Raw genomic sequence first — 25308 nt, 5'->3', positions numbered from 1 at the left:
GACACCTGACGAATGGCCAGACGGGCACCCGCGGCCGAGCCGCATTTTTCTCAGCCCTTTCGCCAGATCGTGTCGATGCTGGTCGTCATTGCGCTTGTCGCGGTCGGCGTCTGGTTCGCCTTGCCGCGCGTCGGGCCGGTCTTCCTCGCCAACCCTTACCTCAACGGTTTCATTGCGCTCGTCTTCCTGATCGGGGTGATCTCCTGTTTCTGGCAGGTCGCGCAACTCATCAACTCGGTGCGCTGGATCGAAGGTTTCGCGGGCGAGGCGGAGGGGCACGACCTCTCCGAGCCGCCGGGGCTGCTGCTGCCGCTGGCCAACCTGCTGCGCTCGCGGGGGGCGCGGATGCAGCTGTCGGCGACCTCGTCCCGGTCGATCCTCGATTCCGTTGCGCAACGGATCGACGAGAACCGCGAAATTACGCGCTATATCGTCAACCTGCTGATTTTCCTCGGCCTTCTCGGCACATTCTACGGTCTGGCGACCACGGTTCCCGGTCTCGTCGCGACCATCGGATCGCTGACGGCAGAAGAAGGCGAGTCCGGCGCGGACATCTTCAACCGGTTGCAGGAAGGGCTGCAGACGCAGCTCGGCGGCATGGGCGTCGCCTTCGCGTCGTCGCTGCTCGGCCTTGCCGGATCGCTTGTCGTCGGCCTGCTGGAGCTGTTCGCAGGTCACGGTCAGAACCGCTTCTACCGCGAGCTCGAAGAGTGGCTGTCCTCCATCACGCGCGTTGGCCTTTCGGGCGAGGAAGGCGGCGAAGCGGGCATCATGGGGCAGGTGATCGACAACCTCGCCGAGCAGATGGAAGCCCTGCAGATGATGTTCACCCAGACCGACATCGGTCGCGCGGCGGTGGACGAGCGGCTCGGCGACCTTGCCGGCGCGATGGAACAGCTGGCCGAGAAGATGGAGGCCGGGACCAACCTGTCCGACCAGCTCAGCCGGGTCGCCGATGGTCAGGAGCGGCTCATCAAGGTGATCGCGGACAGCGGGATCGAGGGGATCGACGCCGAAAGCCGGATGCGACTGCGCTCCATCGACGTGCAGCTGCTGCGGATCCTCGAAGAAATGGCGGCGGGCCGGCAGGAGGTCATGTCCGACCTCCGCACCGACATCGCCGCGCTCAGCCGTGCCGTGCGGCACGGCCAGTCGGAGCGGGAAGGATACTGATCCATGGCGCTCAGCCGTAGAACGGGTGCCCGGTTCCAGGCCTCGATCTGGCCGGGCTTCGTGGACGCGATGACGGGACTTCTCCTCGTCCTCATGTTCGTCATCACCATCTTCATGGTCCTGCAGTTCACGCTGCGGGAGACCATCGACGGGCAGGAAAGTCAGCTCAGCGAACTGACGGCGGAGGTCAACGACCTGTCAAACGCGCTCGGCCTCGCGCAGAGCCGGAATGAAACGCTGAGTGCCGATGTCGCCGACCGCAACGACGCCATCGCCGCGCTGGAGAATGAGCGCGACGCCACCGCCGCCGCGCTGGCGCAGGCGCGGTCGCGGATCACGGGGTTCGAGGCGCAGGTCGCCGGGCTGCAGGAACAGCGCGACGCTGCCCGCGAACGGATCGCCGCGCTTGAGGAGACGGGCGAGGACCAGGCCGCGGCGCTGGAAGCTGCCGAGGGCCAGATCACGGAATTCGAGGCTCGTGTCGCCGGACTTCTCGCCGATCAGGACGACGCGCAGGAGCGGATCGCGGCCCTGACCGAGGATGCGGAAGAGGCCGCCGCCCGCGAGGCGGAGCTGATGGACGAGCAGGAAGCGATGAACCTCGCGCTCGCGCAGGCCCGCAGCGAGATCGACGATCAGGCCGAGGCCGCCCGTCTTGCCGCCGCCCGGCGTGAGGCGTTCGAGGCGCTGATTACCGACCTCCGCAATCGCAACGCCGAGACCGACGCCGCGCTGACCGAAGCCACCGACAGGGTCGCCGCGCTCGAGTCCACCCGGTCGGAGTCGGCCGAAGCGCTCGACGAAGCCGAAGCGGCCCGACTGGCCGAGGCTGCTGCGGCCGAAGCCCTCCGTGCGGAGCTTCAGGATGCCAATGCCGAGCTGACCGCGATGTCACTGTCGCTGGAGGAACAGCGGCAGGAGGCGGAAGATACACTGACTCTGCTCGCCGCTGCCGAGGCCGCGCGGGATGAACTCGATGAAGATCTGACGGCCGCGCTGCTCCTGCAGGAGCAGTTGCAGGATCGTGTCGACACGATGAGCGCCAACCGGGACGAGGTGGATACGCGCCTGCTCGCCGCGCTTGAACTCGTCTCCTCCACCGAAGACGAGCTTGCCGCCGCCGAAGCGACCATCGCCCGGATGACGGACGCACAGTCGGATCTCGACGGTCGGCTCGCCACCGCGCTGCTCGCCCAGTCGAACGCTGCGGAGCAGGTCGCGGCGCTGACCGCCGCCCGAGACGCCACCGAGGAGGAACTGGCCGAGGCAGAGGCACGTGCGGCCACGCTCGACGACCGTCTGGCGGCGGCACTCGCGTTGCAATCGACGACCACGGAAGAACTGGCCGCGACCGAGGAGTCGCTCGCCGAGAGTGAAGAGGCGCGCGCCAGCCTGTCCACCCGACTGACGGCCGCGCTGGCCGCAGAAGAGACGGCACGCGGCGACCTCGACGAAGCGCGCCGGATCTTCGAGGCGGCGCTTGCCCGCACCGAAGGCAGTGCCGAAACGCTGGAGGCCCGTCTTGCCGAAGCGGTCCTCGCGCGGCAGACGGCGGAGGCGAACCTCGCCGCCGCGCTCGCCGGGGAGGCGGAAACCGAGACGGAGTTGGAGAACGCCGAAACGCGGATTGCGGACCTTGGAACGCGGCTTGCCGCCGCGCTGGCGGCCCAGGACGCAGCCGAAGGCGACCTTGCCCAGACGCAGGCCGCTCTGGAAGCCGCGATCGCCGAGGGTGAAGAGTCCCGCGCTGAAGTCGAGCGACGCCTCGCCACGGCGGTGCTCGCCCGCGAAGCGTTGCAGGCCGAACTCGAAGCTGCGCAGACCGAAGCGGTCGACGCGTCCTCGCAGGCGGAGTCCCTGGAGGAACGGCTCGCCGAGGCGCTGCTGGCGCAGTCGCAACTCTCCGACGACCTCGCCGCAATGGAGACGTCGCGACAGGAAGCGGCGCAAGAGCGGGAGGCGCTGCAGGCGGAGCTCGCCCGCGCCATCGCCGCGCGGGACGCCGCACAGGCGTCCGCCAGCGAACAGACGTCCGAAGCCGAACAACAGGCCGCCTTGCTGGCGCTCGCCAACCGGACGTTGGCCGAACAGGAGGAACTGTCCGCCGATGCGCAGCGCGAAGTCGCTCTGTTGAACGAGCAGGTGACTCGCCTGCGTAACCAGGTCGGCTCACTTCAGGCGCTGCTGAACGTCGCGGAAGAAGAAGACCGCGAGGCGCAGGTCCAGTTCGAGGCGCTCGGCGCGCAACTCAACACCGCGCTGGCCCGTGCCGCGGCGGAGGAACGGCGCCGCCGGGAACTGGAAGAGGCCGAACGCCAGCGCCTGCAGGAAGAGGCGGAGCGCCTTGCCGAGCAGGCTCAGAACCTCGAGCAGTACCGATCCGAGTTCTTCGGCCAGCTCCGGCAACTGCTCGAAGGGCAGGATCGCGTGAGGATCGAGGGCGACCGGTTCGTCTTCTCGTCAGAGGTGCTGTTCGAGCCGGGCGCGGCGGAATTGTCGGAATCCGGTCGTCAGGAAATCGCCGGGATTGCCGAGATTTTGCGCGAAATTGGCGACGAGATCCCGCCCGAGATCGACTGGGTGATCCGGGTCGATGGCCACACCGACAACGTCCCGCTGTCCGGGAATGGCGAGTTCGCCGACAACTGGGAACTTAGCCAGGCACGCGCGCTTTCGGTCGTACGCTACATGCAGGATTTCCTCGGCATTCCGCCCGATCGGCTCGCCGCGAACGGCTTCGGCCAGTACCAGCCGCTGGTCCCGGGTGACAGCGAGGAGGCCCGCGCCGCCAACCGCCGGATCGAGCTCAAGCTGACGGAGCGCTAGTCGAAGAGCGGACCTGCGGCCAGCGGCGTGACACTCAGCTCCGCCGGGAGGACGAAGCGCAGCCTCACGCGGCGGAGCAGATCTGAAGCTTGTTGCCGAACGGGTCGTGGAAGCTGGCAAACGTCACCATCCCTTCGACCGTCGCCGCTTCGGAGCAAGTGATGCCGCGGGAGGTGAGGTCCTGCACGGCGGCGGCCGTATCCTCCACGTTCAGGACGATGCAGACCGTGTCGTCGGATGGTTGCCAGCCGTCGGGGGCCGTGGTGATGGAGAGGTTGCTGCCGGGTGCGCCGGTCGAGAATTCGATCCAGCCATCGTCGGGGAGGTCGAACAACGGTTCGCCGAGCCCCAGGGTCTCTGAATAGAAGGTCCGGGCGGCCGCGAGATCGGGAACCGGGATGGAGACGACGTTAATGCCTTTGAACATGGAGCGTTCCTGATTGAAGAGATACGCTCAATCTAGTGCGCTCGTCGCCGGTAAACAGCCCGTGAACGCCGGATGTCGCTCACCTTCGGTATCGCCCCACCCGCCGTCCCGCGCGGCGTCCAAAACGAAGAGGGGCGCCCGGTTGGGGCGCCCCTGATCTTGTCATTCAGCGGTGAGAAGCGGCGGCTTTTTTGACGACAGCCGCGGCTTGTCGGGCTCCTGCACCTGAAGGTCGATCTCGTTGTCCTTCACGGCGACGCGCACCAGACCGCCCTTGGCCAGCCTGCCGAACAGCAGCTCCTCGGCCAGCGGCTTCTTGATGTATTCCTGGATCACGCGGCCAAGCGGGCGGGCGCCCATCTTGTCGTCGTATCCCTTCTCACCAAGCCAGGCGGCGGCTTCGTCGGTCAGTTCGATCGAAACGCCACGGTCCATGAGCTGCGCTTCGAGCTGAAGCACGAACTTCTCGACCACCTGAAGGATCGTGTCCTTGGGCAGCGGCGCGAAGCTGATGACCGCATCCAGACGGTTGCGGAACTCCGGCGTGAAGGTCCGCTCGATGGCGGCGGTATCCTCACCCTCGCGACGGTCCCGTCCGAAGCCGATCGCCTCTTTCGCCTGTTCTGCGGCACCGGCGTTCGACGTCATGATCAGGATCACGTTCCGGAAGTCGACGGTCCGGCCGTTGTGGTCGGTCAGCTTGCCGTGGTCCATCACCTGCAGAAGGATGTTGTAGACATCCGGGTGCGCCTTCTCGATCTCGTCGAGCAGGAGCACGCAGTGCGGGTGCTGGTCGACGCCGTCGGTCAGAAGACCACCCTGGTCGAAGCCTACGTAACCCGGAGGTGCACCGATCAGGCGGGAGACGGCGTGCTTCTCCATGTACTCGGACATGTCGAAGCGCAGCATCTCGACCCCGAGGATCGAGGAGAGCTGTTTGGCCACCTCGGTCTTGCCGACGCCGGTCGGGCCCGCGAACAGGTAGTTGCCGATCGGCTTCTCCGGTTCACGCAGGCCGGCACGGGCCAGCTTGATCGCGGACGACAGGGCGTCGATCGCCGGGTTCTGGCCGAAGACCACGCGCTTCAGCGAGTTCTCCAGGTCCTTCAGCACTTCGGCGTCGTCCTTGGAGACGTTCTTCGGCGGGATGCGGGCGATCTTGGCGACGACGGCTTCGATCTCTTTCGGGCCGATGGTCTTGCGCCGCTTGCTTTCGGCGACGAGATGTTGCGCCGCGCCAGCTTCATCGATCACGTCGATGGCCTTGTCGGGCAGTTTCCGGTCGTTGATGTAGCGTGCGGACAGCTCAACCGCCGACTTGATCGCGTCGTTGGTGTAGCGGATCGCGTGGTGCTCTTCGAAGTAGGGCTTGAGGCCCTGAAGGATCTTCACCGAATCCTCGACCGTGGGCTCGGTCACGTCGATCTTCTGAAAACGACGGGACAGGGCGCGATCCTTCTCGAAGTGCTGGCGGAACTCCTTGTAGGTGGTGGAGCCCATGCAGCGCAGCTTGCCGCCCTGAAGCGCGGGCTTCAGGAGGTTGGATGCGTCCATGGCGCCGCCGGACGTCGCGCCGGCACCGATGACGGTGTGGATCTCGTCGATGAACAGCACCGCGTCGGGGTGATCCTCGAGCTCGGTCACGACGGCCTTCAGACGCTCTTCGAAGTCGCCACGGTAGCGCGTGCCGGCAAGCAGCGCGCCCATGTCGAGCGAGAAGATCGTGGCACCCGACAGAACCTCGGGCACTTCGCCGTTGACGATCTTGCGGGCGAGACCTTCGGCGATGGCGGTCTTGCCGACGCCGGGATCGCCGACGAGGAGCGGGTTGTTCTTGCGGCGGCGGCAGAGCACCTGCACGCAACGCTCGACCTCATGCTCGCGTCCGATGAGGGGATCGACATCGCCCTTCTTGGACTTGGCATTCAGGTCGACGCAGTACTTCCCGAGGGCGCTTTCCTTCTCTTCACTGTCGGCACCGCTGCTCACGGTTTCTTCCTCCGAGTCCGAGGCGGAACCCTGGACCGGGCGGCTTTCGCCGTAGGCCGGATCCTTCGCCACGCCGTGGGCGATGAAATTGACGGCATCGTAACGGGTCATGTCCTGCGCCTGCAGGAAGTAGGCGGCGTTGCTCTCACGCTCCGCGAAGATCGCGACGAGAACGTTGGCGCCGGTCACTTCGGTGCGGCCGGAGGACTGGACATGGATCGCGGCGCGCTGGATCACGCGCTGGAATGCGGCGGTGGGGACGGCTTCGCTGCCTTCCACCTCGGTGACGAGGGTGGACAGGTCGTCTTCGATGAATTCGTCGAGTGCACGGCGCAGTTCGTCGAGATCGACCGAGCAGGCTTTCATCACCCGCGCGGCATCCGGTTCGTCGATGAGGGCGAGCAGGAGGTGTTCCAGCGTCGCGAGTTCGTGACGGCGTGCGTTGGCGAGGGCCAGCGCCGCGTGAATGGACTGCTCAAGCGTTGTCGAGAAAGACGGCACGATGCGTGCTCCTCTTGTCTGGGTCGGAGCGGGGACCGTGAGCCCCCGCCGGACCGTGGCCTTGTAAGTTTAAGGTTCGCTTTCGATCGCGATCCTTCAAGGACTTTTTTGAGATATTTCGTTCACAATCCGGGTTGCGTCGTTTGATCGGGCTGCGACGCAACAGGCTGTGCCGAATAATCACACAGAGTTAGAATCTGTCCTTGCGGGCGCGGATTTCGGCGAAGACCTCGACGTCGGGAGCGCTTTCCATGTCGATCGCTGCTTTGAGATCGGGCTGGTCGGCACGCAGGAAGGGGTTCGTTTCGATTTCTTCCTTGAGGGTCGAGGGGACGGTGGGCTGGGATGCGGCACGGGCGTCGTCCACCGCCCGTACACGAGAGATAAGCGCCGCGTTGCGCGGTTCAATGGTCATCGCGAAGCGCGCGTTCGTCGCGGTGTATTCGTGACCCGAGCAGACCGTCGTCTCGGGTGGCAGTGCGCGCAGCTTCTGCAGGCTCTCCCACATCTGCGCCGGCGTCCCCTCGAACAGGCGGCCGCAGCCGAGCGCCATCAGGCTGTCGGCGGTGAAGACGATCTTGCTGGCGGGAAAGTGAAAGGCGATGTGGCCGACGGTGTGACCGGAGACGTCCAGCACGTGAACCTCTTCGCCGCAGACGGTGAAGGTGTCGCCTTCGCCAACGGCAAGGTCGAGCGGGGGGAGTCGTCCCTCGTCGTCACGGCCGCCGATCACCCGGACGCCACCGTTGCGCAGGTCTTCGACCGCGTCGACATGGTCGCCGTGATGGTGCGTGATCAGCAGATCTGTCAGCTCCCATCCGCGGCGAGACAGTTCAGCGGTGACCGGTTCGGCTTCCGGCGCATCGATAAGCGCCGTTTCCCCGCTTGCACCGTTGTGCAGCAGAAAGGCGTAGTTGTCGGTGCGGCAGGGGATAGTGACGAGTTCTAAAGGCATGCAACTTGACCTGTGGCCGGTTATGGTTTCGTCAAGCGTGACGAAGGGAGGACGGCAGCGCAATGCATCTCGACGTGACCGATCTGCGGGCGTTCTACTACCGCAGGGCTCTCGGCCGTGCCGTGCAGCGTGTCCTGCGCGATGAATTGCTGCGTCTCTGGCCCGAGGCGAAGGGGCAGACGGTGGCCGGTTACGGCTTCGCGGTGCCGCTGCTTCGGCCTTATCTCGCGCAGGCCCGGCGGGTGATCGGGCTGATGCCGGGACCGCAGGGCGTCATGCACTGGCCGGCGGGCATGCCGAATGTCAGTGTGCTGTGCGAGGAAACCCTGTGGCCGATCGACAACGGTCGCGTCGACAAGCTGGTCATGCTCCACGGGCTCGAAACATCCGAGCGGCAGACGGCGGTGCTGACCGAGGCATGGCGCGTCCTCGGCCCGGGCGGGCGGGCGGTGTTCATCGTGCCGAACCGCGCGGGCATGTGGTCGCGCAGCGACCGGACACCCTTCGGGCACGGTCGCCCCTATTCGGTCTCGCAGCTCGAGGCGCTGCTGGAACGGCACCGCTTCCAGGTCGAGGAATCGTTCTCTTCCCTGTTCCAGCCACCGTCGGAGCGGCGCGGCTGGCGGCGGATGGCGAGCTGGATCGAAGGAACGGGGCGTCACATCCCGGTCTTCAAGGCAGGTGGCGTGCTGATGGTCGAAGTGACGAAGCAGGTCGCCAACCCGATGCGTCCGGGCCTGCCGGAATCGGTGAAGCGACCGCTGAAGGTGTTGGAAGGGATCGGCTCTCCCGTGCCGGAGCCGTCGCGCTTCGACGGTCCGGACTGGCGGGGGTAGGGGGTCAGACCGTGAACTCGGTCTCCGAGGCGACTTCACGGTCGAAGAAGATCTCCGGATTGTCGTTGATCTTGCCCGTCACCGTACCGTCGGACCTCGTCAACGAGGAGCCGAGGTCGATGCGGATCACGTGCGTCGCGAGGCCGGGGGGATATTCGCCGCTGCTGTCGAGGTCCTGCACGTCGAGCCATTCGGCCCGCGACAGGTAGACGTCGAGCCACGAACTTTGCGCGGTGCCATGATCGACCGCCGCCGAGGCGGACCCGTTGACGACATGGAGGTGGGCGTTCGGCTCTTCCGCGAATTCCAGCGTGAGCACATCGTCGCAATGGTGCAGCTCGATGATTTCCACTTCGGGCAGCTCGTCGTCCAGGGAGATCGCGATGTCGAGGTCGAGCGGCTCGTGGTGGTCTTCCACGATCGCCGGCGCGACGACGGAGGCGACGGGTTCGGCGACCGGCGGGGCGGGCGGCGGTTCGGTCGGGGCGGGCATATCGAGCCCTTCCGCCGCGACGGCGCCGCGGTTCACCATGAACCGGCCGTGAAAGAAGAACGCCAGGGCGGCGAGGAAAAAGGCGAACAGGACCCCGTTGATCAGCATGCTGCTTGGCCGGCTTGCCCGGCCCTCCGTCGTGTGTCTGGAATTACCAAGATTTCGCCCGCGAATCCGGCACAATGTGGGCCGTTTCAGGGACTTGTCAGGAAGGCCGCCGCGACGGACAGATTCGTGGATGCCGGGACGGGGTGCAAAGAGTCGCACCATGTCGATGCACCCGAAATATAAGCGCACACGAACGACACTATGTTGGGGTCAATGCGGTTGCCCCACCATTAAGCATCTGCTAATTCCGCCCTGATTTTGCGCCCCGGGTCCCGGCCCGGGTCGCTACGAATGCCCGGACGCTCCAAAAATGGTGGGGCGGGTCGGGCCGAGCTTCGAAAGGGTGGATGTGTCCGAAACAGCTTCGATCTCAACCGGCGTCGCGCAGCGTTATGCTACGGCCGTTTTCGAACTTGCCAAGGAAGGCAACGCCCTCGCAAAACTTGAAGCGGATATCGACGCGCTCGATGCGGCGCTGTCGGAGAGCGACGACCTGCGGCACCTGATCAACTCTCCCATCTATTCGCGGGAGTCCCAGGCGGCGGCGATCGGTGCGGTCGCGAGCAAGATGGAGCTGTCCGAGACGCTCCGCAACACGCTGACGCTGATGGCGCAGAAGCGCCGCCTCTTCGTCCTGCCCCACATGGTGCTTTGCCTGCGCGACATGATCGCGAAGGAAAACGGTGTGGTGACGGCGGACGTGCGGACGGCCAAGGCGCTGACCAAGACGCAGTCCGACAAACTCGCCGAAACGCTGAAGCAGAGCGTCGGTTCGGACGTCAAGATCAATGCGACCGTCGATGAGAGCCTCATCGGTGGTCTTGTCATCAAAGTGGGCTCGAAGATGATCGACACCTCGATCGCCTCGAAACTCGCTTCTCTCCAGAACACCATGAAAGAGGCCCGGTAATGGCGATCCAAGCAGCGGAAATCTCTGCGATCCTCAAGGACCAGATCAAGAATTTCGGACAGGAGGCCGAAGTCGCCGAAGTGGGCCGGGTGCTGAGCGTGGGTGACGGTATCGCCCGCGTCTACGGCCTCGACAACATCCAGGCCGGCGAGATGGTCGAGTTCCCGGGCGGCATCATGGGCATGGCCCTGAACCTCGAGAGCGACAACGTCGGCGTCGTGATCTTCGGCTCCGACCGGGACATCAAGGAAGGCGACACCGTCAAGCGGACGAACTCCATCGTGGACGTTCCCGCCGGCAAGGGTCTCCTCGGCCGCGTCGTCGACGCGCTCGGCAACCCGCTGGACGGCAAGGGGCCGATCGACAGCTCCGAGCGTCGCGTCGCCGACGTGAAGGCGCCGGGCATCATCCCGCGCAAGTCGGTCCACGAGCCGATGGCCACGGGCCTGAAGTCCATCGACGCCATGATCCCGATCGGCCGCGGCCAGCGTGAGCTTGTCATCGGCGACCGTCAGACCGGCAAGACCGCCGTCGCGCTCGACACCATCCTGAACCAGAAGTCGTACAACGACGGTGCGGGCGACGACGAAGGCAAGAAGCTCTACTGCATCTACGTCGCCGTGGGTCAGAAGCGTTCCACGGTTGCCCAGCTGGTGAAGCGTCTCGAGGATTCCGGCGCGATCGACTACTCGATCGTCGTGGCCGCCACGGCGTCCGAGCCGGCGCCGATGCAGTACCTCGCCCCCTACGCCGCCACGGCGATGGCCGAGTACTTCCGCGACAACGGCATGCACGCCTTGATCGTGTACGACGACCTCTCCAAGCAGGCCGTCGCCTACCGCCAGATGTCGCTGCTGCTGCGCCGTCCGCCGGGGCGTGAAGCCTATCCGGGCGACGTTTTCTACCTGCACTCGCGCCTGCTGGAGCGTTCGGCCAAGCTGAACGAGGACCACGGTTCGGGCTCGCTGACGGCACTGCCGATCATCGAAACCCAGGGTGGCGACGTGTCGGCGTTCATTCCGACCAACGTGATCTCGATCACCGACGGCCAGATCTTCCTCGAGACCGACCTGTTCTTCCAGGGCATCCGCCCGGCCGTGAACACCGGTCTGTCCGTGTCGCGCGTGGGCTCCTCCGCCCAGACCAACGCGATGAAGTCGGTCGCCGGCCCGGTGAAGCTCGAGCTCGCCCAGTACCGCGAGATGGCCGCCTTCGCGCAGTTCGGTTCCGACCTCGACGCCGCGACCCAGCAGCTGCTGAACCGCGGTGCGCGCCTGACCGAGCTGATGAAGCAGCCGCAGTATTCGCCGCTGACCAACGCCGAGATCGTCTGCGTGATCTACGCCGGTGTGAACGGCTTCCTCGACAAGATCGCCGTGAACAAGGTCGGCGCCTTCGAGGCCGGCCTGCTCAAGCACCTGCGCAACAACCGTAGGGACGTGCTGGACTTCATCACGACCGAGGATCCGAAGATCAAGGGTGACGCGGAAGAGAAGGTCAAAGGCGCGATCGAGGAATTCGCCAAAGACTTCGCCTGAGGAGCTAGAGAATGCCTAGTCTCAAGGACCTGAAGAACAGGATCGAGTCGGTCAAATCGACCCGCAAGATCACCAAGGCCATGCAGATGGTCGCCGCGGCCAAGCTGCGGCGGGCGCAGGAAGCTGCCGAGGCCGCACGGCCCTATGCCGAGCGGTTCAACGCGGTGATGGCCGGCCTCGCCGGCAGCGTCGCGGGCAGCGAAACCGCGCCGAAACTCCTTACCGGGACCGGCAAGGAGGACACGCACCTGCTCGTCGTCATGACGGCGGAACGCGGTCTCTGCGGTGGCTTCAACAGCAACATCGCCAAGCTCGCCAAGACGCGTGCCAGCGAACTGCTTGCAGAGGGTAAGACGGTGAAGATCCTCACCGTCGGCAAGAAGGGGCGCGACAACATGCGGCGCGACTTCGGCCAGCTCTTCGTCGGTCACGTCGACCTCTCCGAGGTGAAGCGCATCGGCTACGAGAACGCGCAGCAGATCGCCAAGGACGTGCTCGACCGCTTCGACGAGGGCGAGTTCGACGTCGCGACGATCTTCTACAGCGAGTTCGTGAACGTCGTCAGCCAGGTGCCGACGGCCAAGCAGATCATCCCGGCCTCGTTCGAGAAGCCCGAGGATGAGCAGGACGGGGACGACGGGTCCTCGACGCTCTACGATTACGAGCCGTCGGAAGAGGAAATCCTTGCCGACCTGCTGCCGCGCGGTGTCGCCACGCAGATCTTCACCGGCCTGCTGGAGAACAACGCCTCGTTCAACGGTGCGCAGATGTCCGCGATGGACAACGCCACCCGCAACGCGGGCGAGATGATCGACAAGCTGACGATCGAATTCAACCGCACCCGTCAGGCCGTCATCACCAACGAGCTGATCGAAATCATTTCGGGCGCCGAGGCGCTCTGACCGAACCGGAGAGACAAAGATGGCAAACGCAAAAGGCAAGGTCCTGCAGGTCATCGGCGCCGTCGTCGACGTGCAGTTCGATGATCACCTGCCCGAGATCCTCAACGCGCTGACCACCCAGAACCAGGGCAAGAAGCTGGTTCTCGAAGTCGCGCAGCACCTCGGTGAGAGCACCGTTCGCACGATCGCCATGGACTCGACCGAAGGTCTCGTCCGCGGTCACGAAGTCGTCGACACCGATGGCCCGATCACCGTGCCGGTCGGCACTGCGACGCTCGGCCGGATCCTGAACGTCATCGGCGAGCCGGTGGACGAGAAGGGTCCCGTCGAAGCTGACGAGTTCCGCCCCATCCACGCCGCGGCCCCCGACTTCTCCGAGCAGTCGACCGAAGCCGAAGTGCTGGTCACCGGCATCAAGGTCATCGACCTGCTCGCCCCCTACGCCAAGGGCGGCAAGATCGGCCTGTTCGGCGGCGCCGGCGTGGGCAAGACGGTTCTGATCCAGGAGCTCATCAACAACATCGCGAAGGTGCACTCGGGCCTGTCCGTGTTCGCCGGCGTGGGGGAGCGGACCCGCGAGGGCAACGACCTCTACTACGAGATGATCGAATCCGGCGTTCTGACGCCCGACAATCTCGCCGACTCCAAGATCGCGCTGGTCTATGGCCAGATGAACGAACCGCCGGGCGCCCGTGCCCGTATCGCGCTGACCGGCCTGACGCTGGCCGAGCAGTTCCGCGATGCGACCGGGACCGACGTTCTGTTCTTCGTCGACAACATCTTCCGCTTTACGCAGGCGGGTTCCGAGATGTCGGCGCTTCTGGGCCGTATCCCCTCCGCCGTGGGCTACCAGCCGACGCTGGCCACCGACATGGGCGCGATGCAGGAGCGGATCACCTCGACCAAGTCCGGTTCTATCACCTCGATCCAGGCCGTGTACGTGCCCGCAGACGACCTTACCGACCCGGCGCCGGCCACGACCTTTGCCCACCTCGACGCGCAGACGGTTCTGTCCCGTGCGATTTCCGAGCTTGGCATCTACCCGGCCGTTGACCCGCTCGACTCCTCCTCGCGCCTGATGGACCCGCAGATCGTCGGCGAAGAGCACTACCAGGTCGCCCGGGAAGTGCAGACGATCCTTCAGCGCTACAAGTCGCTGCAGGACATCATCGCCATTCTCGGCATGGACGAACTGTCTGAAGAGGACAAGCTGACCGTGGCCCGCGCCCGGAAGATCCAGCGTTTCCTGTCCCAGCCGTTCGACGTCGCGAAGGTCTTCACCGGCTCCGACGGTGTGCAGGTTCCGCTGGAAGAAACGATCTCCTCCTTCAAGGCCGTCGTGGCCGGCGAGTACGATCACCTTCCGGAAGCGGCCTTCTACATGGTCGGCGGCATCAAGGAAGCCGTGGCGAAAGCCGAGCGCATGGCCGCATCCGCGGCATAAGGGGGCCTCATGGCTGAGAACTTCACCTTCGACCTCGTCAGTCCCGAGCGGCGCCTTGCGCGGCTCGAGGCGACCGAGGTGCAGATCCCGGGAGCGGACGGCGACCTGACGGCGATGGCCAACCATGCGCCGACGATCACCACGCTCCGGCCCGGCATCCTGCGCGCCGTGCATTCCGGCGGCACCGACGAATATGTCGTTGTCGGCGGCTTTGCCGAGATCGGTGCGTCGGGCGTTTCGGTGCTGGCCGAGCAGGCGCTGCCGCGGGAAGAAGTGACGCAGGAGGTCTACGACCGCCTCGTCGCCGAAGCCAAGCGCGCCCACGACAAGGCCAAGGACACGTTCGAGAACGAGCCCGGCCCGGTCGACGACGCGGCGAAGCTGCTGTCGGACATGGTGGCGATCGGTGGACATATCGGGCTCAGCCCGAACCAGTCCAACCTCTGATCCCGCTCACATCGTGACCTCAAGGTGCGGCCCCCTCCGGGGCCGCACTTTTTTTGTCGGCCTGCGCCTTGCGCCTCCGGCCTCCTGCGGCCGCCTTGCAACGGGCCACGCGCGGTCCCGGCCTGCTGGAGCGTTACAGTCGGCGGTCTGCCTCCGGCGGGAATATTTTCAGCCCGAAGAGGGGCGAGTTGGGCGCTGTCGTCAGTGGGCGTCGAAATAAGCCGCCGTCGCCGCGACCATCTCGTCGAGCGTGTCGACGGTGGAGAAGGCGTTGAAGACGTGGTCCATCTCCGCGCCCCAGAAGTCTTCCTCGCCCTCGTGGGCTTCGAGCAGCAGGTCCGCATTGCCCGGCGGAACCGTCGTGTCGAGCGAGCCTTGCGCGACGAAGAGAGGCCCGTCGTAAGCGGCGATCTCCTCCGTCGGCGAATAGGTGGCGAGCGACTGGAAGAATGTTCCGTTCAACACCAGTTCGGCGCCCCAGGGCAGGGTCATCGAGACATTTTCGTCCCCGGCGATCGCCCTGCCTTCCTCGACCATCGACGTGCCCAGGATGCCGGAATAGACGGGAACCGGGTCGGCGACTGCCGCCCAGAGGGCCACTGCGTCGGGTGTATTGCTGCGCCCGGCCGCGCCGGTCGCGACGGCGCCGCCCTGGCTCCAGCCGATGATGTAGAGGTCTTCGCCCGAAACCTCGTCCAGCCCCTCCAGGTAGTCCATCGCCGCCAGCGCGTCGGCGACCTGCGTTTCGAACGTCGTCTCGGCGTAGCTCATGTCTGCGATGCTGTCGCCCGATCCGCGGAAGTCGATGCGCAGGCTTGCGTAGCCGTCTTCGGCGAGCAGACGCGCGGTGCGTTCGAAGATGCCCTCTCCGACGCTTTCGATCATCACCTCGTCCCGGCTGCCGGAAAAGCCATGCAGCAGCAGGACAACCGGCGCCGGCGCCCCCTCGGGCAGCGCGAGGGTGGCGATGACGTCCTGACCGTCGGACTGGAAGGTCACGTCCGTTTCCGTGACTTGCGCGAGGGCGGCCACGGGCAGCAGGCCGAGGGTCAGGGTGGCGATGGTACGGATCATGAAGGGCTCCTTTTCCGGTGTCTCGTCAGGGCGTTGCAGATCGCTTGAACCAATCGTCACCTGCGTGTCTTGTCTTGTCCAATGCGCCGTGCATCCGGCTGGCGCGAACCGCCCGAAGAGCGGCCAATGCCCTCAGAAATGGCAAGAACGTTGGTGCTGCGGCCGAAACAGTACGAGGCTGACCATAGTTTTGTCCGAATTGCGCACTAGCTCGGACGAGGAATGGACGGAACGCATGCGAAGACTACGAAATCACCTCATCGGCCTCGACCACGGGGACGTGATCCTGTTCTCCGACTTTCAGCATGGCGGAGAGATGTGGACCGGTGAGGGCGCGCGCGAGATGTCCTCGCACGTCCGCTTCTCCGAATCCTATCGTTCTGAGCCGGTGGTCATGGTGTCGATCTCGATGTGGGACATCTCGAACGACGCCAATATCCGGGCCGACGTCAAGGCGGAGGATGTGACCCGGGAGGGGTTCAAGATCGTCTTCCGCACGTGGGGCGACACGCGCGTCGCCCGGCTGCGCGTCGCCTGGCAGGCGACGGGTGAGCTGCGGCAGGCGGATGAATGGGACCTCTACTGAACCAGTGAGCCGACCCATGCGGGCACGACCTCGGTCGCCCGGCCAAGGCGGTGATCGTCGAAACGGGTCGATGTCGGCTCCAGGTTGAGCTCGATCGTCTCCGCGCCGCTCGCGGCTGCGACATCGACGAAGCCGGCGGCGGGATAGACCTGCCCGGAGGTCCCGATCGCTGCGAAGAGGTCCGGTGACGTCAACGCAGCGTCGATTGCGTCGAGCGCGTAAGGCATCTCTCCGAACCACACGACATCCGGGCGCGCGGTGGCCCCGCCACAGGACGGACAAGGCGTTTCCGGAGACATCTCCATCGGGGCGGGCCAACGGTGGGCGCAGGCGGCGCAGAGGGCTTGGTCGAGCTGGCCGTGCATGTGAAGCGGTGTCGCGCCGGCGGCCTCGTGCAGGGCATCGACGTTCTGGGTGACGAGCGTGACCTCGTGCTGCGTCGATTGCTGAAGTCGCGCAAGCGCATGATGGGCGGCGTTCGACCGGGCCTGCGCGGCTTCGCGGCGGCGCATGTTGTAGAAGTCATGCACAAGGGCGGGATCGCGGGCATAGGCGTCCGGCGTTGCCACGTCCTCGATCGCGTAGCGACTCCAGAGGCCATCGCGGTCGCGGAATGTGCCAAGGCCGCTTTCGGCAGAGACGCCCGCACCGGTCAGCACGACGATCCGCACAGGCTTCAGCCGATCATCCGCCAGAGGGTCGTCCGTCGGGAGGCCTCTTCCGTCTCGCGCGGGTCGTCGATGTAATGCTCCCACACCGGCCAGCCGAGCGTGTGGCCGTCCTGCTCCATCGCGGCCCAGAGCGCCTTGTGGCTGCCGTTCAGGTCGGCGTATGAGCCGACATGCGTGGCCGTCGCGGCCTCGCCCTCGGGCAGTTCACCGATCTTCAGCGGAGCTGTCGCCTTCGCTGCATCCTCTCCCTGCACGAAGATGCCGGCCTGAAAGCGAAGCTTGTCGCCGCCCATCTCGTGGTAGACCGTGATCGGGGGAGAGGCCGGGGCGATCCCGTCCGAGATCAGGCCGTTGATGAGTTCCTCCATCGCACTGTCCATCGCCGACGCGATGGAAGCGCCGTCGAAGGCACACTCCCGCGACACGTAGAGATAGGTCTGGGCGGGCAGGCTCTTCGTCTCGTAGTCCATATGCGGGTCTCCTCCTTGAACGCGACGGGGATAGCATGGATCGAACGCGGGCGGGGAGGCCGGGTTGCAGCGCGACGCAAAAAGGGGCGCCCGCTGCCGGACGCCCCTTCCATCGCACCCCGTCGGGTCCGATCAGTTCTTGGCCTTGTCGACCAGCTTGCCGGCGGAAATCCACGGCATCATCGCGCGGAGCTTCTCGCCAACCTGTTCGATCTGGTGCTCGTCGTTCAGGCGGCGGGTCGCCTTGAACATCGGCTGACCGACGGCGTTTTCCTGCATGAAGTCACGCACGAACTTGCCGGTCTGGATGTCGGTGAGAACGTCCTTCATGCGCTTCTTGGTTTCCTCGTAGGGGAGGATGCGCGGGCCGGAGACGTACTCGCCATACTCGGCGGTGTTGGAGATCGAGTAGTTCATGTTCGCGATGCCGCCTTCGTAGATCAGGTCCACGATCAGCTTCACCTCGTGCAGGCACTCGAAATAGGCCATCTCGGGCTCGTAGCCGGCTTCGACCAGCGTTTCGAAACCCATGCGGATCAGTTCGACGAGGCCGCCGCAGAGCACCGCCTGCTCGCCGAAGAGGTCGGTTTCGCATTCCTGGCGGAAGTTCGTCTCGATGATGCCGGAGCGACCGCCGCCAATGGCGGAGCAGTAGGACAGGCCGATTTCCATCGCCTTGCCGGTCGCGTCGTTGTCGACGGCGACGAGGCAGGGAACGCCGCCGCCCTTGACGTATTCGCCGCGCACGGTGTGGCCGGGGCCCTTGGGGGCCATCATGATGACATCGACGCCAGGCTTCGGCTCGATCAGGCCGAAGTGAACGTTCAGGCCGTGCGCGAAGGCGATTGCCGCGCCCTCTTTCAGGTTGTCATGCACGTACTGCTTGTAGGTCGCGGCCTGCAGCTCGTCGGGCATTGTGAACATCATCAGGTCGCACCAGGCGGCGGCTTCGGCGATTCCCATGACCTGAAGGCCCTCGGCCTCGGCCTTCGCCTTGGACGGGGAGCCGTGCCGCAGGGCGACGGCGACGTTCTTCGCGCCGGAATCGCGCAGGTTCAGCGCGTGTGCGTGACCCTGGGAGCCGTAGCCGAGAATGGCGACCTTCATGTCCTTGATGAGGTTCACGTCGCAGTCGCGATCGTAATAGACGCGCATGGGTTCGATCCTTCCTAGAAGTTTGTTCTTGTGGCGCGCACCATACCTTCGGTTGTGGTGAAATCGAGTGGTGTCGACGCGTGAAATGGATATAGATCGGCGAATATCATTCGCTGATCTGGCCGAAACGGGAACTATCATGCTCGACGACGTGGACCGCCGCCTCCTGCGCCAGTTGCAGGCCGAACCGACCCTGTCCGTGCAGGAACTGGCGGAGCGGGCACGCACCACGCCGGCCCGCGCGGCGCGGCGGATCGAGCGGATGGAAGCGGACGGCATCATTGCGGGTCGCGAGGCGCTGATCGACTGGGCTGCGCTCGGCTTTCATGTGCGGGTGTCGCTGCGGATCACGGTCGACAAGACGGTGCCGACGGCGCTCGACGTGCTGATGGCTGAGGCGCGCACGATCCCCGAGGCGATCGAATTGCAGGCCTTCCTCGGTCGCGTTGACCTGAGGCTCGAAGTCATCGCGCGGGACATGGCGCACTACCGGCAGGTCTACCGCGAGCGGATCCTCACGCTGCCCCATGTCGCTGACATCGAGGCGCTGCTGACGCTCTCGACCGTGAAACATCAGGAAGAGGTGCCGGTGTGATCGAACTCGACGACCTCGACCGGAAGCTGCTGCGCCTGCTCAAACAGGACGCCCGACAAAGCGCGAGCGCCCTTGGCCGGCGCGTCGGCCTGTCCCAGCCTGCCGCGTGGCGCCGCATCCGGCGGCTGGAGGATGCGGGCGTGATCGCGGGACAGATGCTGCGGCTGGATCCGGAGAAGCTGGGCTTCGGCGTGACCGTGTTCCTCGGCGTGAAGCTGTCGACACGGGCGCGCGTCAGCCTCGAGGATTTCGAACGTGCGGTGACGGCCATTCCCGAGGTCCAGCGGGTGGAACACATGCTCGGGCTATACGACTACCGGCTGCGCGTGATCGCTCGCGACCTCGCCGATTTCGAGCGCGTGCTGCGCCGGCGGATCATGACGCTGCCCGGTGTTGGCAATGTCGAGGCGAACGTCCTTCTGACGGAGGAGCGGTTGCCCGGCCCGATCTAGTGGCCGAGCGCGACGGCCTCGTATCCGGACAGGGCGTAGCGTGACAGAGTCGCCTTCGGGCGGTCTTCGGTCAGCCGTTCGACTTCCGCGCGCGCGTCCGGCGTGAGCGAGGAGAACGCCTGCTCACCGGGGAACAGGCTTTCGGCGCGGCAGCCGTTAGCGAAGATCACCTGGTGCCGATCGAACATGACGTGGTGGTACGACACCCACGCCCGTGGCTCGCGCTGCACCGTCGTGCCGTTCACCAGGTGCTTGGCCGCGACCAGAACTTCGGTCTCTCCGAAGAGCATCTCGGCGACGTGCCCTTCGATCATCAGGCGGTGATTGGGCGACACGTGGAGATCGCGCGCCGTGCCGAGGTGACCTTCCCTGATGCGGATCGGCGCGTTCATCCCTGTGCCCGGCATCTCTTGTGCGCCGACCCAGCGAAGCGGCTGCGGCCCCTCGTCGAGCGTCATCACGAGGTCACCAGGGGACAGGTCTTCGATCGCGCGTTCGCCGGTCGGCGTCACGATCATCGTGCCGCGTGCGAAGCAGATCGCGGCGAGTTCGTTGTTCTCGGACGCGAAGATACCGTTTGCGACTTCGGTCGTGCCGTCGTCGATCTCGCCGTTCTCGTTGAAATCGACGTCGGTGTACCGGTCGAACGTCACGGTGTCGCCCGTGGTCGCAGGCCGCAAGTCGGTGGACGAGACAAGCAACTGGTCGAGCCGCGGCGCACCCGCGTCGGACGAGACGAGCACGTTGGCGTTGAACCGCATGTAGGTATCGCCGAGCCCGCTGACGTCAGACTGCACGTTCGCCGATTGGCCGGGGTTCATCGGGCCGTAGGAATACTGGACGACGCCGGCGCGGTAATCCTCCGCACTCGCGTAGACCTTGATTCCGGTGATGCCGCTGCTGCCGCTTACCTCGAGGTTGGCATCGGCGTTCTGCACGTCGATCGTGACGATGGCGTCTTCGCCGAAGGCGAGGCGGCCGTTGCTGACCTCCATCACCCCCTTGTCGAGGTAGCCGCCATTCGAGCGGGTGTTCACCGCGAAGCGGTCGAGAACGGAAAAACCGTTCAGCAGGATCGTTGTATCTGGCATCTGGCAGGCGCGCCTCTGGCTTCGGACTTGCGCTGAGGGGCGCAGTCTCGTGCCGCTCAATTAACCTTAAGGTCAGCTTGCCGAAAGGCGGATCTGACCGGGAAATCGTTGCCGCGACGCAAGGTCAGTGTGCGCCGGTGCAGAGCCGTTCAGGACGCGCCGAGGCCGAGACGCATCAGGCCCCGCCGCACGGGCCGGATGCCGTGCAGAACTTCGATCCCGCGGGCGCGCAGGTCGTTGATCATCGGCCCGCCGGCGATCGACACACGGTTCAGGGCGTCGATGCCGCGCAGGCGCAACTGCACTTCGGGATGCCGGCGCCGCTGGTACGTGTCGAGCATCGCCCGACTGCCGAGGTCATCGCGCCGGGCTTCGGCGAGGTCGAGCAGACAGGTGAGGTCGGCGAGGCTCATGTTCAGGCCCTGTGCCCCGATCGGCGGCATCACGTGTGCCGCCTCCGCCATCAGCGCGATCCGCTCGCCCGCCATCCGATCGGCGAGTTGGCTGATGATCGGCCAGACCATGCGCGGCGAGGCCAGGGTCAGCGGACCCAACAGGCCGGCGCTCCGCTCGGTCGCCTCTGCCTCGAAAGTGGGTTCGGGCATGGTGGCGAGACGAAGCGCCTCCGGCCCAGCTTCCATCCATACGACGGCCGAGCAGGGGCGGCCGTCGCGGTCGGGCAGGGGGACCAGCGTGAACGGGCCGCCGGTGCGGTGCACCTCCGTCGAGACACCGTCGTGCGGGAGGTCGTGCGTGACCGCGAAGGTCACGGCCTTCTGGCCGTAGCGCGTGGTGCGCGCGCCGATCCCGGCGGCCTCGCGGACCGGCGAATTGCGTCCGTCCGCGCCGATCAGCAAGTCCGTCCGCAACGTTGTGGCATCGGACAACGTGACGATCGCCTCGCCCGTGCGGGTGACGGCGCGGGCGAAGCCGGTGCCGGGGCGGAAGTCGACGGTCGGCAGTTCCTCCAGCCGGGCCAGCAATTCACGGCGCAGCAGCCAGTTGGGGAGGTTCCAGCCGAAGGGCACGTCGCCAAGCTCGTCCGACGCGAAATCCCGCGTGACCCGCGGCTCTGCATCGGTGCCGCCGGCGTCGACGATCCGCATCACACGCAGCGCACTGGCGAAGGGGGCGAGCCGGTTCCATACTCCGGCGCGGTCCAGCGTTGCGCGTGCGGGCTGCAGGAAGGCCGTGGTGCGCAAATCCGCACCCGGCGTCTTTTCATCCGTGACGGGCGGCGCAGGATCGACGCAGAGCGTGCGGAAGCCTGCGGTGCCGAACGCCGCCGCGGCAGTCAGGCCGGCGACGCCACCGCCGGAAATCACGATATCGAACCGGTCTGTCATGGCGCGAAACCTAGGCCGGGTCGGTGGTGCGGGAAAGGCCCGTCAGACCAGCCGCGACAAGAAGGCCGACAGATCGTCGGTGTGGTGGTGGATGTGATCGGCCGGCGCCGGCTCCGGCGCAACATGGACGGTGCGCATTCCCATCATGTGCGGCACCCGCAGGTTTCGCGGGTCGTCCTCGAACATCGCGCCCTCGGTCGCAGACAGCCCGTCGAGCGCGAAGATTGCCTCGAACGCGGCCTGCTGGGGTTTCGGCAGGTAGCCCGCGTGCTCGATCCCGTAGATGGCGTCGAACGTGTCGCCGAGCCCCCGCGCGGCGAGGACGTCGAGCGCGTAGGGGCGTGAGCCGTTGGTGTAGACGATCTTGCGGCCCGGCAGCCGATCGATGCGCGCGGCGAGTTCCGGATCGGCGGGCAGGACGGAGAAGTCGATCGCATGAACCTCGGCGAGGTACGGATCCGGGTCGACGCCATGTTCCGCGATCAGCCCGGCGAGCGTGGTGCCGTGGTCCTTCCAGTAGTCCCGGCGCAACTGATCGGCGGCGGCCTCATCAAGACCGATCTCGCGCATCACGTAGTTGCGCATCAGCACCTCGATCTGGTCGAAGAGCCGGATCGCCGGCGGGTAGAGCGTGTTGTCGAGGTCGAAGACCCACACACGGACGTGGTCGAAATCACCTTGTGTCATGGCCTCCTCATGCCTGCTCTCGCGGGGGTGGGCAACGTGCTTGCCGTCGATGTTTGCGGGGGCGTAAGGTCCACGGGCTTGAAGGGAGGGCCGATGGCCGACAGCCGGATACAGCAGCGCGACGCTTACGAGCTGATCCTCGAAGCGATCGACACCGGGGTCTATCGACCCGGCGACCGGCTGGTCGAGAGCGAGCTGGCCGAGCGGTTCGGCGTCTCCCGCACCCCGATCCGCGAAGCATTGCAGCGGCTCGAGACCCAGTCGTTGCTGCGTCGGGACGGACGGTCGCTGATCGTGTCCTCCCTCGATCATTCGCAATTGTCCGAGCTCTATGTCGTGCGGGGGGAGCTTGAAGGCCTCGCCGCCCGGCTTGCGGCGCGACACGCGACGCCGGAGGAGGTCCGCGTGTTGCGCGACATGCTGGAGGCCGATCATGGGCTGATCGGCAATCCGGACGCGATGAGCCGCGCGAACCGGCGGTTTCACCGGCAAATCCACCTCGCAAGTCACAATCGCTTCCTGATCCAGCAGCTCGACCTCGTGCATCGGTCCATGGCGCTCTTGGCGACGACCTCGATCTCGGCCGAAGGGCGGTCGCAGGATACGCTTCGCGAACATGCTGCGATCGTCACGGCGATTGCGGCCGGTGACGGAGACGCGGCCTATCTCGCGCTGCGGGATCATATCTCGAACGCCTATGTAACACGTCTGAAGCTCGATGCGCGGGCGGCGGAGGCACAGGGCTGAGCGCCGCGTCCGAAAGGCCGTGCACTGTCTTGTGCCAGTAGAACGGCCGGGTCAGCAATTCGAACAGCGCACGGTAGACGGCGAGCGTCGCCAGCGGAAAATAGAGCATCATCGTCGGGGCCCACAGGCCAAGCGACGGCTTTCCCGCCCGGCGCGTCGCGACGAGCGCAAGAGCGATGTTCACTGCTTCCGCGACGACACAGAGCGCGATCAGGCAGGTCATGGCGCCGGGACCGATGACGCCGACCACCGGGTGACCGAAACCAAGCGCCAGCAGCCAGAGCGACCACAGCGCGGGCGCGAGCGCGAACTGCGCCACAGTGCCGAGGAAGATCAGCTGGACGGACAGGCCGCCGCGCAGACCGAGGTCGCGGAAAAGCTGCCGCGGCTGACGCATGTGGGCGAGGTAGGTGATCGCGTAGCCCTTGAGCCAGCGCGACCGCTGCCTGACCCAGGGCCGGGCGTGGCAGTTCGCTTCTTCCCGGGTCACGGTGTCGATGAGCTCTGTCCGGTAGCCGTGGCGGGCCAGTCGCAGACCGAGGTCGGCATCTTCGGTGACGTTATGCGCGTCCCATGCGCCGAGAGCCTCCAGCGCGTCGCGCCGCAGGAACAGGGTCGTGCCCCCCAGCGGCACCACCAGCCCAAGGCGCGCGAGGCCGGGTAGGATCAGGCGGAACCACGTCGCGTATTCGATGGCGAAACACCGCGCGATCCAGTTCGCATCGCTGTTGTAGAAATCGAGGCCGCCCTGCAGGCAGGCGACCTGCCGGCCGCGTTCCGCGAAAGTTCGGACAACTGTCCGTATCTGGTCAGGTGCCGGCGCATCCTCGGCATCGTAGATACCGATGATGCTGCCACGCGCATGGGGCAGGGCGTAGTTCATTGCGCGTGGCTTCGTCCGAACCGAGCCGTCGGGCACTTCGATGATCCGCATGTTCGCGGGGAGGTCGGCGTGCGACAGCATCTGCCGCGTTGCGTCGTCGTCGGCTTCCAGGATCAGCAGGATGTCCAGCAGCTCCTCCGGGTAGTCGAGTTGGCCGAGCCGGGTGACGAGCTGGCGCGCGACTTCCTTTTCGCGGAACAGTGGGACCATGATGGACACGGTCGGCAATCGGGCCGGCACGACGCCGGACGACGGGCGCGGACGGCGCAGCGCCGCAAGGGTCGCAGCGAACTTCAGGGCGGTATGCAGCGCCATGAGGAGCGCCGCCGCCCCGATCCACAGGCCAAGCCCCGGCCCCGGCGAGAGCATGGTCGCGATGATCAGCGACAAAACGATCAGACCGAACCATGCCGCGCCCCCGCCAGCGCGCCAATTGCGGCAACTTTCCTCGTCAGGGACCAGCGTTTCCGCCCGGAAGGCGAGCGCGGGGTCTGCCAGTTGCCGGATGGCCTGCTGAAGGAGGTCTTCGTCTGCGACCAGCATCCGGACCGGGCCGAGGGCCGTCTGAAGCCGCCCCTCGCACGCCGGAAACAGGTCCGGCCGCGCCGAAAGCACGAGAGTGACGCCGCCCGAACGCCGCCATGGCAGGATGCCGTTCTGCACGCACCAGGCCGGACCGACGGCGAGGAGAAGTCGGGGATCGGCGGGAAGGTCGACCGGATCCACCAGCGTGGTTCTAGCAAGCCGCGCCTCCGCCTCCGCGATGGCGGATCGGGGCACGCCGGCGCGAATGTGCAGCATATCGGCGAGTCGGACATCCCGCCGCAGGCGTTCAGCCTGAAGGGTTGCGAGCGTGTCAGCGCTCAGCCAGCCTTCCGCGACCAGAAGCCAGCCGATATCCTGCCCCCACTCCAGCGGAGGCAGCTCGGTCTCGACGAACTTTTGGGCACGGTACATGGCAGGACACTCCGGTCAGCCCGGATGTCCTGCACCAGAAGTCTT

At 66.0% G+C, this 25308-nt stretch carries 24 protein-coding genes; 12 read left to right on the top strand and 12 right to left on the bottom strand.

What is annotated here, in order from left to right; genetic code table 11:
* The first annotated feature begins 12 nt into the window (after positions 1-12).
* Positions 13-1173 (top strand): AAA family ATPase, encoded by a 1161-nt coding sequence (locus I8N54_RS14950; protein ID WP_140195918.1) that lies wholly within the window; start codon positions 13-15, stop codon positions 1171-1173.
* 3 nt (positions 1174-1176) lie between these two features.
* Positions 1177-3999: a peptidoglycan -binding protein gene (locus I8N54_RS14945; RefSeq protein ID WP_140195916.1), complete on the top strand. Its 2823-nt coding sequence runs from the start codon at positions 1177-1179 to the stop codon at positions 3997-3999.
* A gap of 64 nt (positions 4000-4063) precedes the next feature.
* Here the strand turns inward: I8N54_RS14945 and I8N54_RS14940 are convergent, their stop codons facing one another.
* The 3 genes from I8N54_RS14940 to gloB all read right to left on the bottom strand — a co-directional run bounded on the left by I8N54_RS14940 (position 4064) and on the right by gloB (position 7871).
* On the bottom strand, positions 4064-4426 hold the full coding sequence (locus I8N54_RS14940) for a VOC family protein (protein ID WP_140195914.1): 363 nt from the start codon (positions 4424-4426) through the stop codon (positions 4064-4066).
* Positions 4427-4588: 162 nt separating this feature from the next.
* Complete coding sequence (gene clpA, locus I8N54_RS14935) at positions 4589-6916, bottom strand: ATP-dependent Clp protease ATP-binding subunit ClpA (protein ID WP_140195912.1); 2328 nt, start codon at positions 6914-6916, stop codon at positions 4589-4591.
* A 190-nt stretch (positions 6917-7106) separates the two neighbouring features.
* Positions 7107-7871: a hydroxyacylglutathione hydrolase gene (gloB, locus tag I8N54_RS14930; protein WP_140195910.1), complete on the bottom strand. Its 765-nt coding sequence runs from the start codon at positions 7869-7871 to the stop codon at positions 7107-7109.
* Between the two features lie 62 nt (positions 7872-7933).
* On the opposite strand from gloB, the gene I8N54_RS14925 reads away from it, so the two are divergent.
* Entirely contained in the window at positions 7934-8707 is a 774-nt protein-coding gene (locus I8N54_RS14925; RefSeq protein WP_140195908.1) for a class I SAM-dependent methyltransferase, read from the top strand.
* Positions 8708-8711: 4 nt separating this feature from the next.
* On the opposite strand, the gene I8N54_RS14920 is transcribed toward I8N54_RS14925, so the two are convergent.
* On the bottom strand, positions 8712-9308 hold the full coding sequence (locus I8N54_RS14920) for a hypothetical protein (RefSeq protein WP_140195906.1): 597 nt from the start codon (positions 9306-9308) through the stop codon (positions 8712-8714).
* 343 nt (positions 9309-9651) lie between these two features.
* Between I8N54_RS14920 and I8N54_RS14915 the strand changes: the two genes are divergently transcribed.
* From I8N54_RS14915 to I8N54_RS14895, 5 genes are read left to right on the top strand one after another with little or no spacing between them, the layout of a single operon-like run.
* Positions 9652-10218, top strand: coding sequence for a F0F1 ATP synthase subunit delta (locus I8N54_RS14915; RefSeq protein WP_140196874.1), 567 nt, complete (start codon positions 9652-9654; stop codon positions 10216-10218).
* On the top strand, positions 10218-11756 hold the full coding sequence (gene atpA / locus I8N54_RS14910; RefSeq protein ID WP_140195904.1) for a F0F1 ATP synthase subunit alpha: 1539 nt from the start codon (positions 10218-10220) through the stop codon (positions 11754-11756). The genes I8N54_RS14915 and atpA overlap by 1 nt, the downstream gene beginning before the upstream one ends.
* A gap of 11 nt (positions 11757-11767) precedes the next feature.
* The gene (locus I8N54_RS14905) at positions 11768-12658 is read left to right on the top strand and encodes a F0F1 ATP synthase subunit gamma (RefSeq protein ID WP_140195902.1); all 891 of its coding nucleotides are present in this window, start codon (positions 11768-11770) and stop codon (positions 12656-12658) included.
* A 19-nt stretch (positions 12659-12677) separates the two neighbouring features.
* Complete coding sequence (gene atpD / locus I8N54_RS14900) at positions 12678-14102, top strand: F0F1 ATP synthase subunit beta (protein WP_140195900.1); 1425 nt, start codon at positions 12678-12680, stop codon at positions 14100-14102.
* A 9-nt stretch (positions 14103-14111) separates the two neighbouring features.
* On the top strand, positions 14112-14549 hold the full coding sequence (locus I8N54_RS14895; protein WP_140195898.1) for a F0F1 ATP synthase subunit epsilon: 438 nt from the start codon (positions 14112-14114) through the stop codon (positions 14547-14549).
* A gap of 201 nt (positions 14550-14750) precedes the next feature.
* On the opposite strand, the gene I8N54_RS14890 is transcribed toward I8N54_RS14895, so the two are convergent.
* Positions 14751-15623 (bottom strand): alpha/beta hydrolase family protein, encoded by an 873-nt coding sequence (locus I8N54_RS14890; protein WP_140195896.1) that lies wholly within the window; start codon positions 15621-15623, stop codon positions 14751-14753.
* A 235-nt stretch (positions 15624-15858) separates the two neighbouring features.
* Here I8N54_RS14890 and I8N54_RS14885 point away from each other — a divergent pair, with 235 nt between their 5' ends.
* Positions 15859-16209, top strand: a complete 351-nt coding sequence (locus I8N54_RS14885) for an H-type lectin domain-containing protein (RefSeq protein ID WP_140195894.1) — start codon at positions 15859-15861, stop codon at positions 16207-16209.
* On the opposite strand, the gene I8N54_RS14880 is transcribed toward I8N54_RS14885, so the two are convergent.
* The 3 genes from I8N54_RS14880 to ilvC form a co-directional block, all read right to left on the bottom strand.
* Positions 16203-16880 (bottom strand): NAD-dependent deacylase, encoded by a 678-nt coding sequence (locus I8N54_RS14880; protein ID WP_408635305.1) that lies wholly within the window; start codon positions 16878-16880, stop codon positions 16203-16205. The genes I8N54_RS14885 and I8N54_RS14880 overlap by 7 nt on opposite strands.
* 5 nt (positions 16881-16885) lie before the next feature.
* Positions 16886-17350: a GyrI-like domain-containing protein gene (locus tag I8N54_RS14875; RefSeq protein WP_140195892.1), complete on the bottom strand. Its 465-nt coding sequence runs from the start codon at positions 17348-17350 to the stop codon at positions 16886-16888.
* Between the two features lie 132 nt (positions 17351-17482).
* Positions 17483-18505: a ketol-acid reductoisomerase gene (ilvC, locus tag I8N54_RS14870; RefSeq protein ID WP_140195890.1), complete on the bottom strand. Its 1023-nt coding sequence runs from the start codon at positions 18503-18505 to the stop codon at positions 17483-17485.
* Positions 18506-18644: 139 nt separating this feature from the next.
* On the opposite strand from ilvC, the gene I8N54_RS14865 reads away from it, so the two are divergent.
* Positions 18645-19100, top strand: a complete 456-nt coding sequence (locus tag I8N54_RS14865; protein ID WP_140195888.1) for an Lrp/AsnC family transcriptional regulator — start codon at positions 18645-18647, stop codon at positions 19098-19100.
* The gene (locus I8N54_RS14860) at positions 19097-19552 is read left to right on the top strand and encodes an Lrp/AsnC family transcriptional regulator (RefSeq protein WP_140195886.1); all 456 of its coding nucleotides are present in this window, start codon (positions 19097-19099) and stop codon (positions 19550-19552) included. The genes I8N54_RS14865 and I8N54_RS14860 overlap by 4 nt, the downstream gene beginning before the upstream one ends.
* Here I8N54_RS14860 and I8N54_RS14855 read toward each other — a convergent pair.
* The 3 genes from I8N54_RS14855 to I8N54_RS14845 all read right to left on the bottom strand — a co-directional run bounded on the left by I8N54_RS14855 (position 19549) and on the right by I8N54_RS14845 (position 22676).
* A complete protein-coding gene (locus tag I8N54_RS14855) occupies positions 19549-20643 on the bottom strand; it encodes a Hint domain-containing protein (protein WP_140195883.1) in 1095 nt (364 codons plus the stop codon). The two genes, I8N54_RS14860 and I8N54_RS14855, sit on opposite strands and share 4 nt — an antisense overlap.
* A 149-nt stretch (positions 20644-20792) precedes the next feature.
* Positions 20793-21989 carry a UbiH/UbiF family hydroxylase gene (locus tag I8N54_RS14850; protein ID WP_140195881.1) on the bottom strand — a complete coding sequence of 399 codons (1197 nt, stop codon included), beginning with the start codon at positions 21987-21989 and terminating at the stop codon, positions 20793-20795.
* A gap of 42 nt (positions 21990-22031) precedes the next feature.
* Positions 22032-22676: a pyrimidine 5'-nucleotidase gene (locus tag I8N54_RS14845; protein ID WP_140195879.1), complete on the bottom strand. Its 645-nt coding sequence runs from the start codon at positions 22674-22676 to the stop codon at positions 22032-22034.
* A 93-nt stretch (positions 22677-22769) separates the two neighbouring features.
* On the opposite strand from I8N54_RS14845, the gene I8N54_RS14840 reads away from it, so the two are divergent.
* Entirely contained in the window at positions 22770-23423 is a 654-nt protein-coding gene (locus tag I8N54_RS14840; protein WP_140195878.1) for a GntR family transcriptional regulator, read from the top strand.
* Here I8N54_RS14840 and I8N54_RS14835 read toward each other — a convergent pair.
* On the bottom strand, positions 23305-25263 hold the full coding sequence (locus I8N54_RS14835; RefSeq protein WP_140195876.1) for a glycosyltransferase: 1959 nt from the start codon (positions 25261-25263) through the stop codon (positions 23305-23307). The genes I8N54_RS14840 and I8N54_RS14835 overlap by 119 nt on opposite strands.
* Between the last annotated feature and the right edge of the window lie 45 nt (positions 25264-25308).

The sequence above is a fragment of the Pelagovum pacificum genome (genome assembly GCF_016134045.1).
Lineage (GTDB): Bacteria > Pseudomonadota > Alphaproteobacteria > Rhodobacterales > Rhodobacteraceae > Oceanicola > Oceanicola pacificus_A.
The sequence above is the reverse complement of the archived record's forward strand: the minus strand, read 5'-3'. Positions and strand labels throughout refer to the sequence as shown.

Excerpts from the sequence above, each read along its gene's own strand:
- I8N54_RS14845 (WP_140195879.1), bottom strand. The coding sequence starts at position 22,676 with ATGACACAAGGTGATTTCGACCACGTCCGTGTGTGGGTCTTCGACCTC.
- atpA (WP_140195904.1), top strand. The coding sequence starts at position 10,218 with ATGGCGATCCAAGCAGCGGAAATCTCTGCGATCCTCAAGGACCAGATC.
- I8N54_RS14855 (WP_140195883.1), bottom strand. The coding sequence starts at position 20,643 with ATGCCAGATACAACGATCCTGCTGAACGGTTTTTCCGTTCTCGACCGC.
- I8N54_RS14895 (WP_140195898.1), top strand. The coding sequence starts at position 14,112 with ATGGCTGAGAACTTCACCTTCGACCTCGTCAGTCCCGAGCGGCGCCTT.
- I8N54_RS14840 (WP_140195878.1), top strand. The coding sequence starts at position 22,770 with ATGGCCGACAGCCGGATACAGCAGCGCGACGCTTACGAGCTGATCCTC.
- I8N54_RS14875 (WP_140195892.1), bottom strand. The coding sequence starts at position 17,350 with ATGGACTACGAGACGAAGAGCCTGCCCGCCCAGACCTATCTCTACGTG.
- I8N54_RS14945 (WP_140195916.1), top strand. The coding sequence starts at position 1,177 with ATGGCGCTCAGCCGTAGAACGGGTGCCCGGTTCCAGGCCTCGATCTGG.
- atpD (WP_140195900.1), top strand. The coding sequence starts at position 12,678 with ATGGCAAACGCAAAAGGCAAGGTCCTGCAGGTCATCGGCGCCGTCGTC.
- I8N54_RS14905 (WP_140195902.1), top strand. The coding sequence starts at position 11,768 with ATGCCTAGTCTCAAGGACCTGAAGAACAGGATCGAGTCGGTCAAATCG.
- I8N54_RS14850 (WP_140195881.1), bottom strand. The coding sequence starts at position 21,989 with ATGACAGACCGGTTCGATATCGTGATTTCCGGCGGTGGCGTCGCCGGC.
- I8N54_RS14950 (WP_140195918.1), top strand. The coding sequence starts at position 13 with ATGGCCAGACGGGCACCCGCGGCCGAGCCGCATTTTTCTCAGCCCTTT.
- I8N54_RS14920 (WP_140195906.1), bottom strand. The coding sequence starts at position 9,308 with ATGCTGATCAACGGGGTCCTGTTCGCCTTTTTCCTCGCCGCCCTGGCG.
- I8N54_RS14925 (WP_140195908.1), top strand. The coding sequence starts at position 7,934 with ATGCATCTCGACGTGACCGATCTGCGGGCGTTCTACTACCGCAGGGCT.
- I8N54_RS14890 (WP_140195896.1), bottom strand. The coding sequence starts at position 15,623 with ATGATCCGTACCATCGCCACCCTGACCCTCGGCCTGCTGCCCGTGGCC.
- I8N54_RS14940 (WP_140195914.1), bottom strand. The coding sequence starts at position 4,426 with ATGTTCAAAGGCATTAACGTCGTCTCCATCCCGGTTCCCGATCTCGCG.
- I8N54_RS14865 (WP_140195888.1), top strand. The coding sequence starts at position 18,645 with ATGCTCGACGACGTGGACCGCCGCCTCCTGCGCCAGTTGCAGGCCGAA.
- gloB (WP_140195910.1), bottom strand. The coding sequence starts at position 7,871 with ATGCCTTTAGAACTCGTCACTATCCCCTGCCGCACCGACAACTACGCC.
- I8N54_RS14835 (WP_140195876.1), bottom strand. The coding sequence starts at position 25,263 with ATGTACCGTGCCCAAAAGTTCGTCGAGACCGAGCTGCCTCCGCTGGAG.
- ilvC (WP_140195890.1), bottom strand. The coding sequence starts at position 18,505 with ATGCGCGTCTATTACGATCGCGACTGCGACGTGAACCTCATCAAGGAC.
- I8N54_RS14885 (WP_140195894.1), top strand. The coding sequence starts at position 15,859 with ATGCGAAGACTACGAAATCACCTCATCGGCCTCGACCACGGGGACGTG.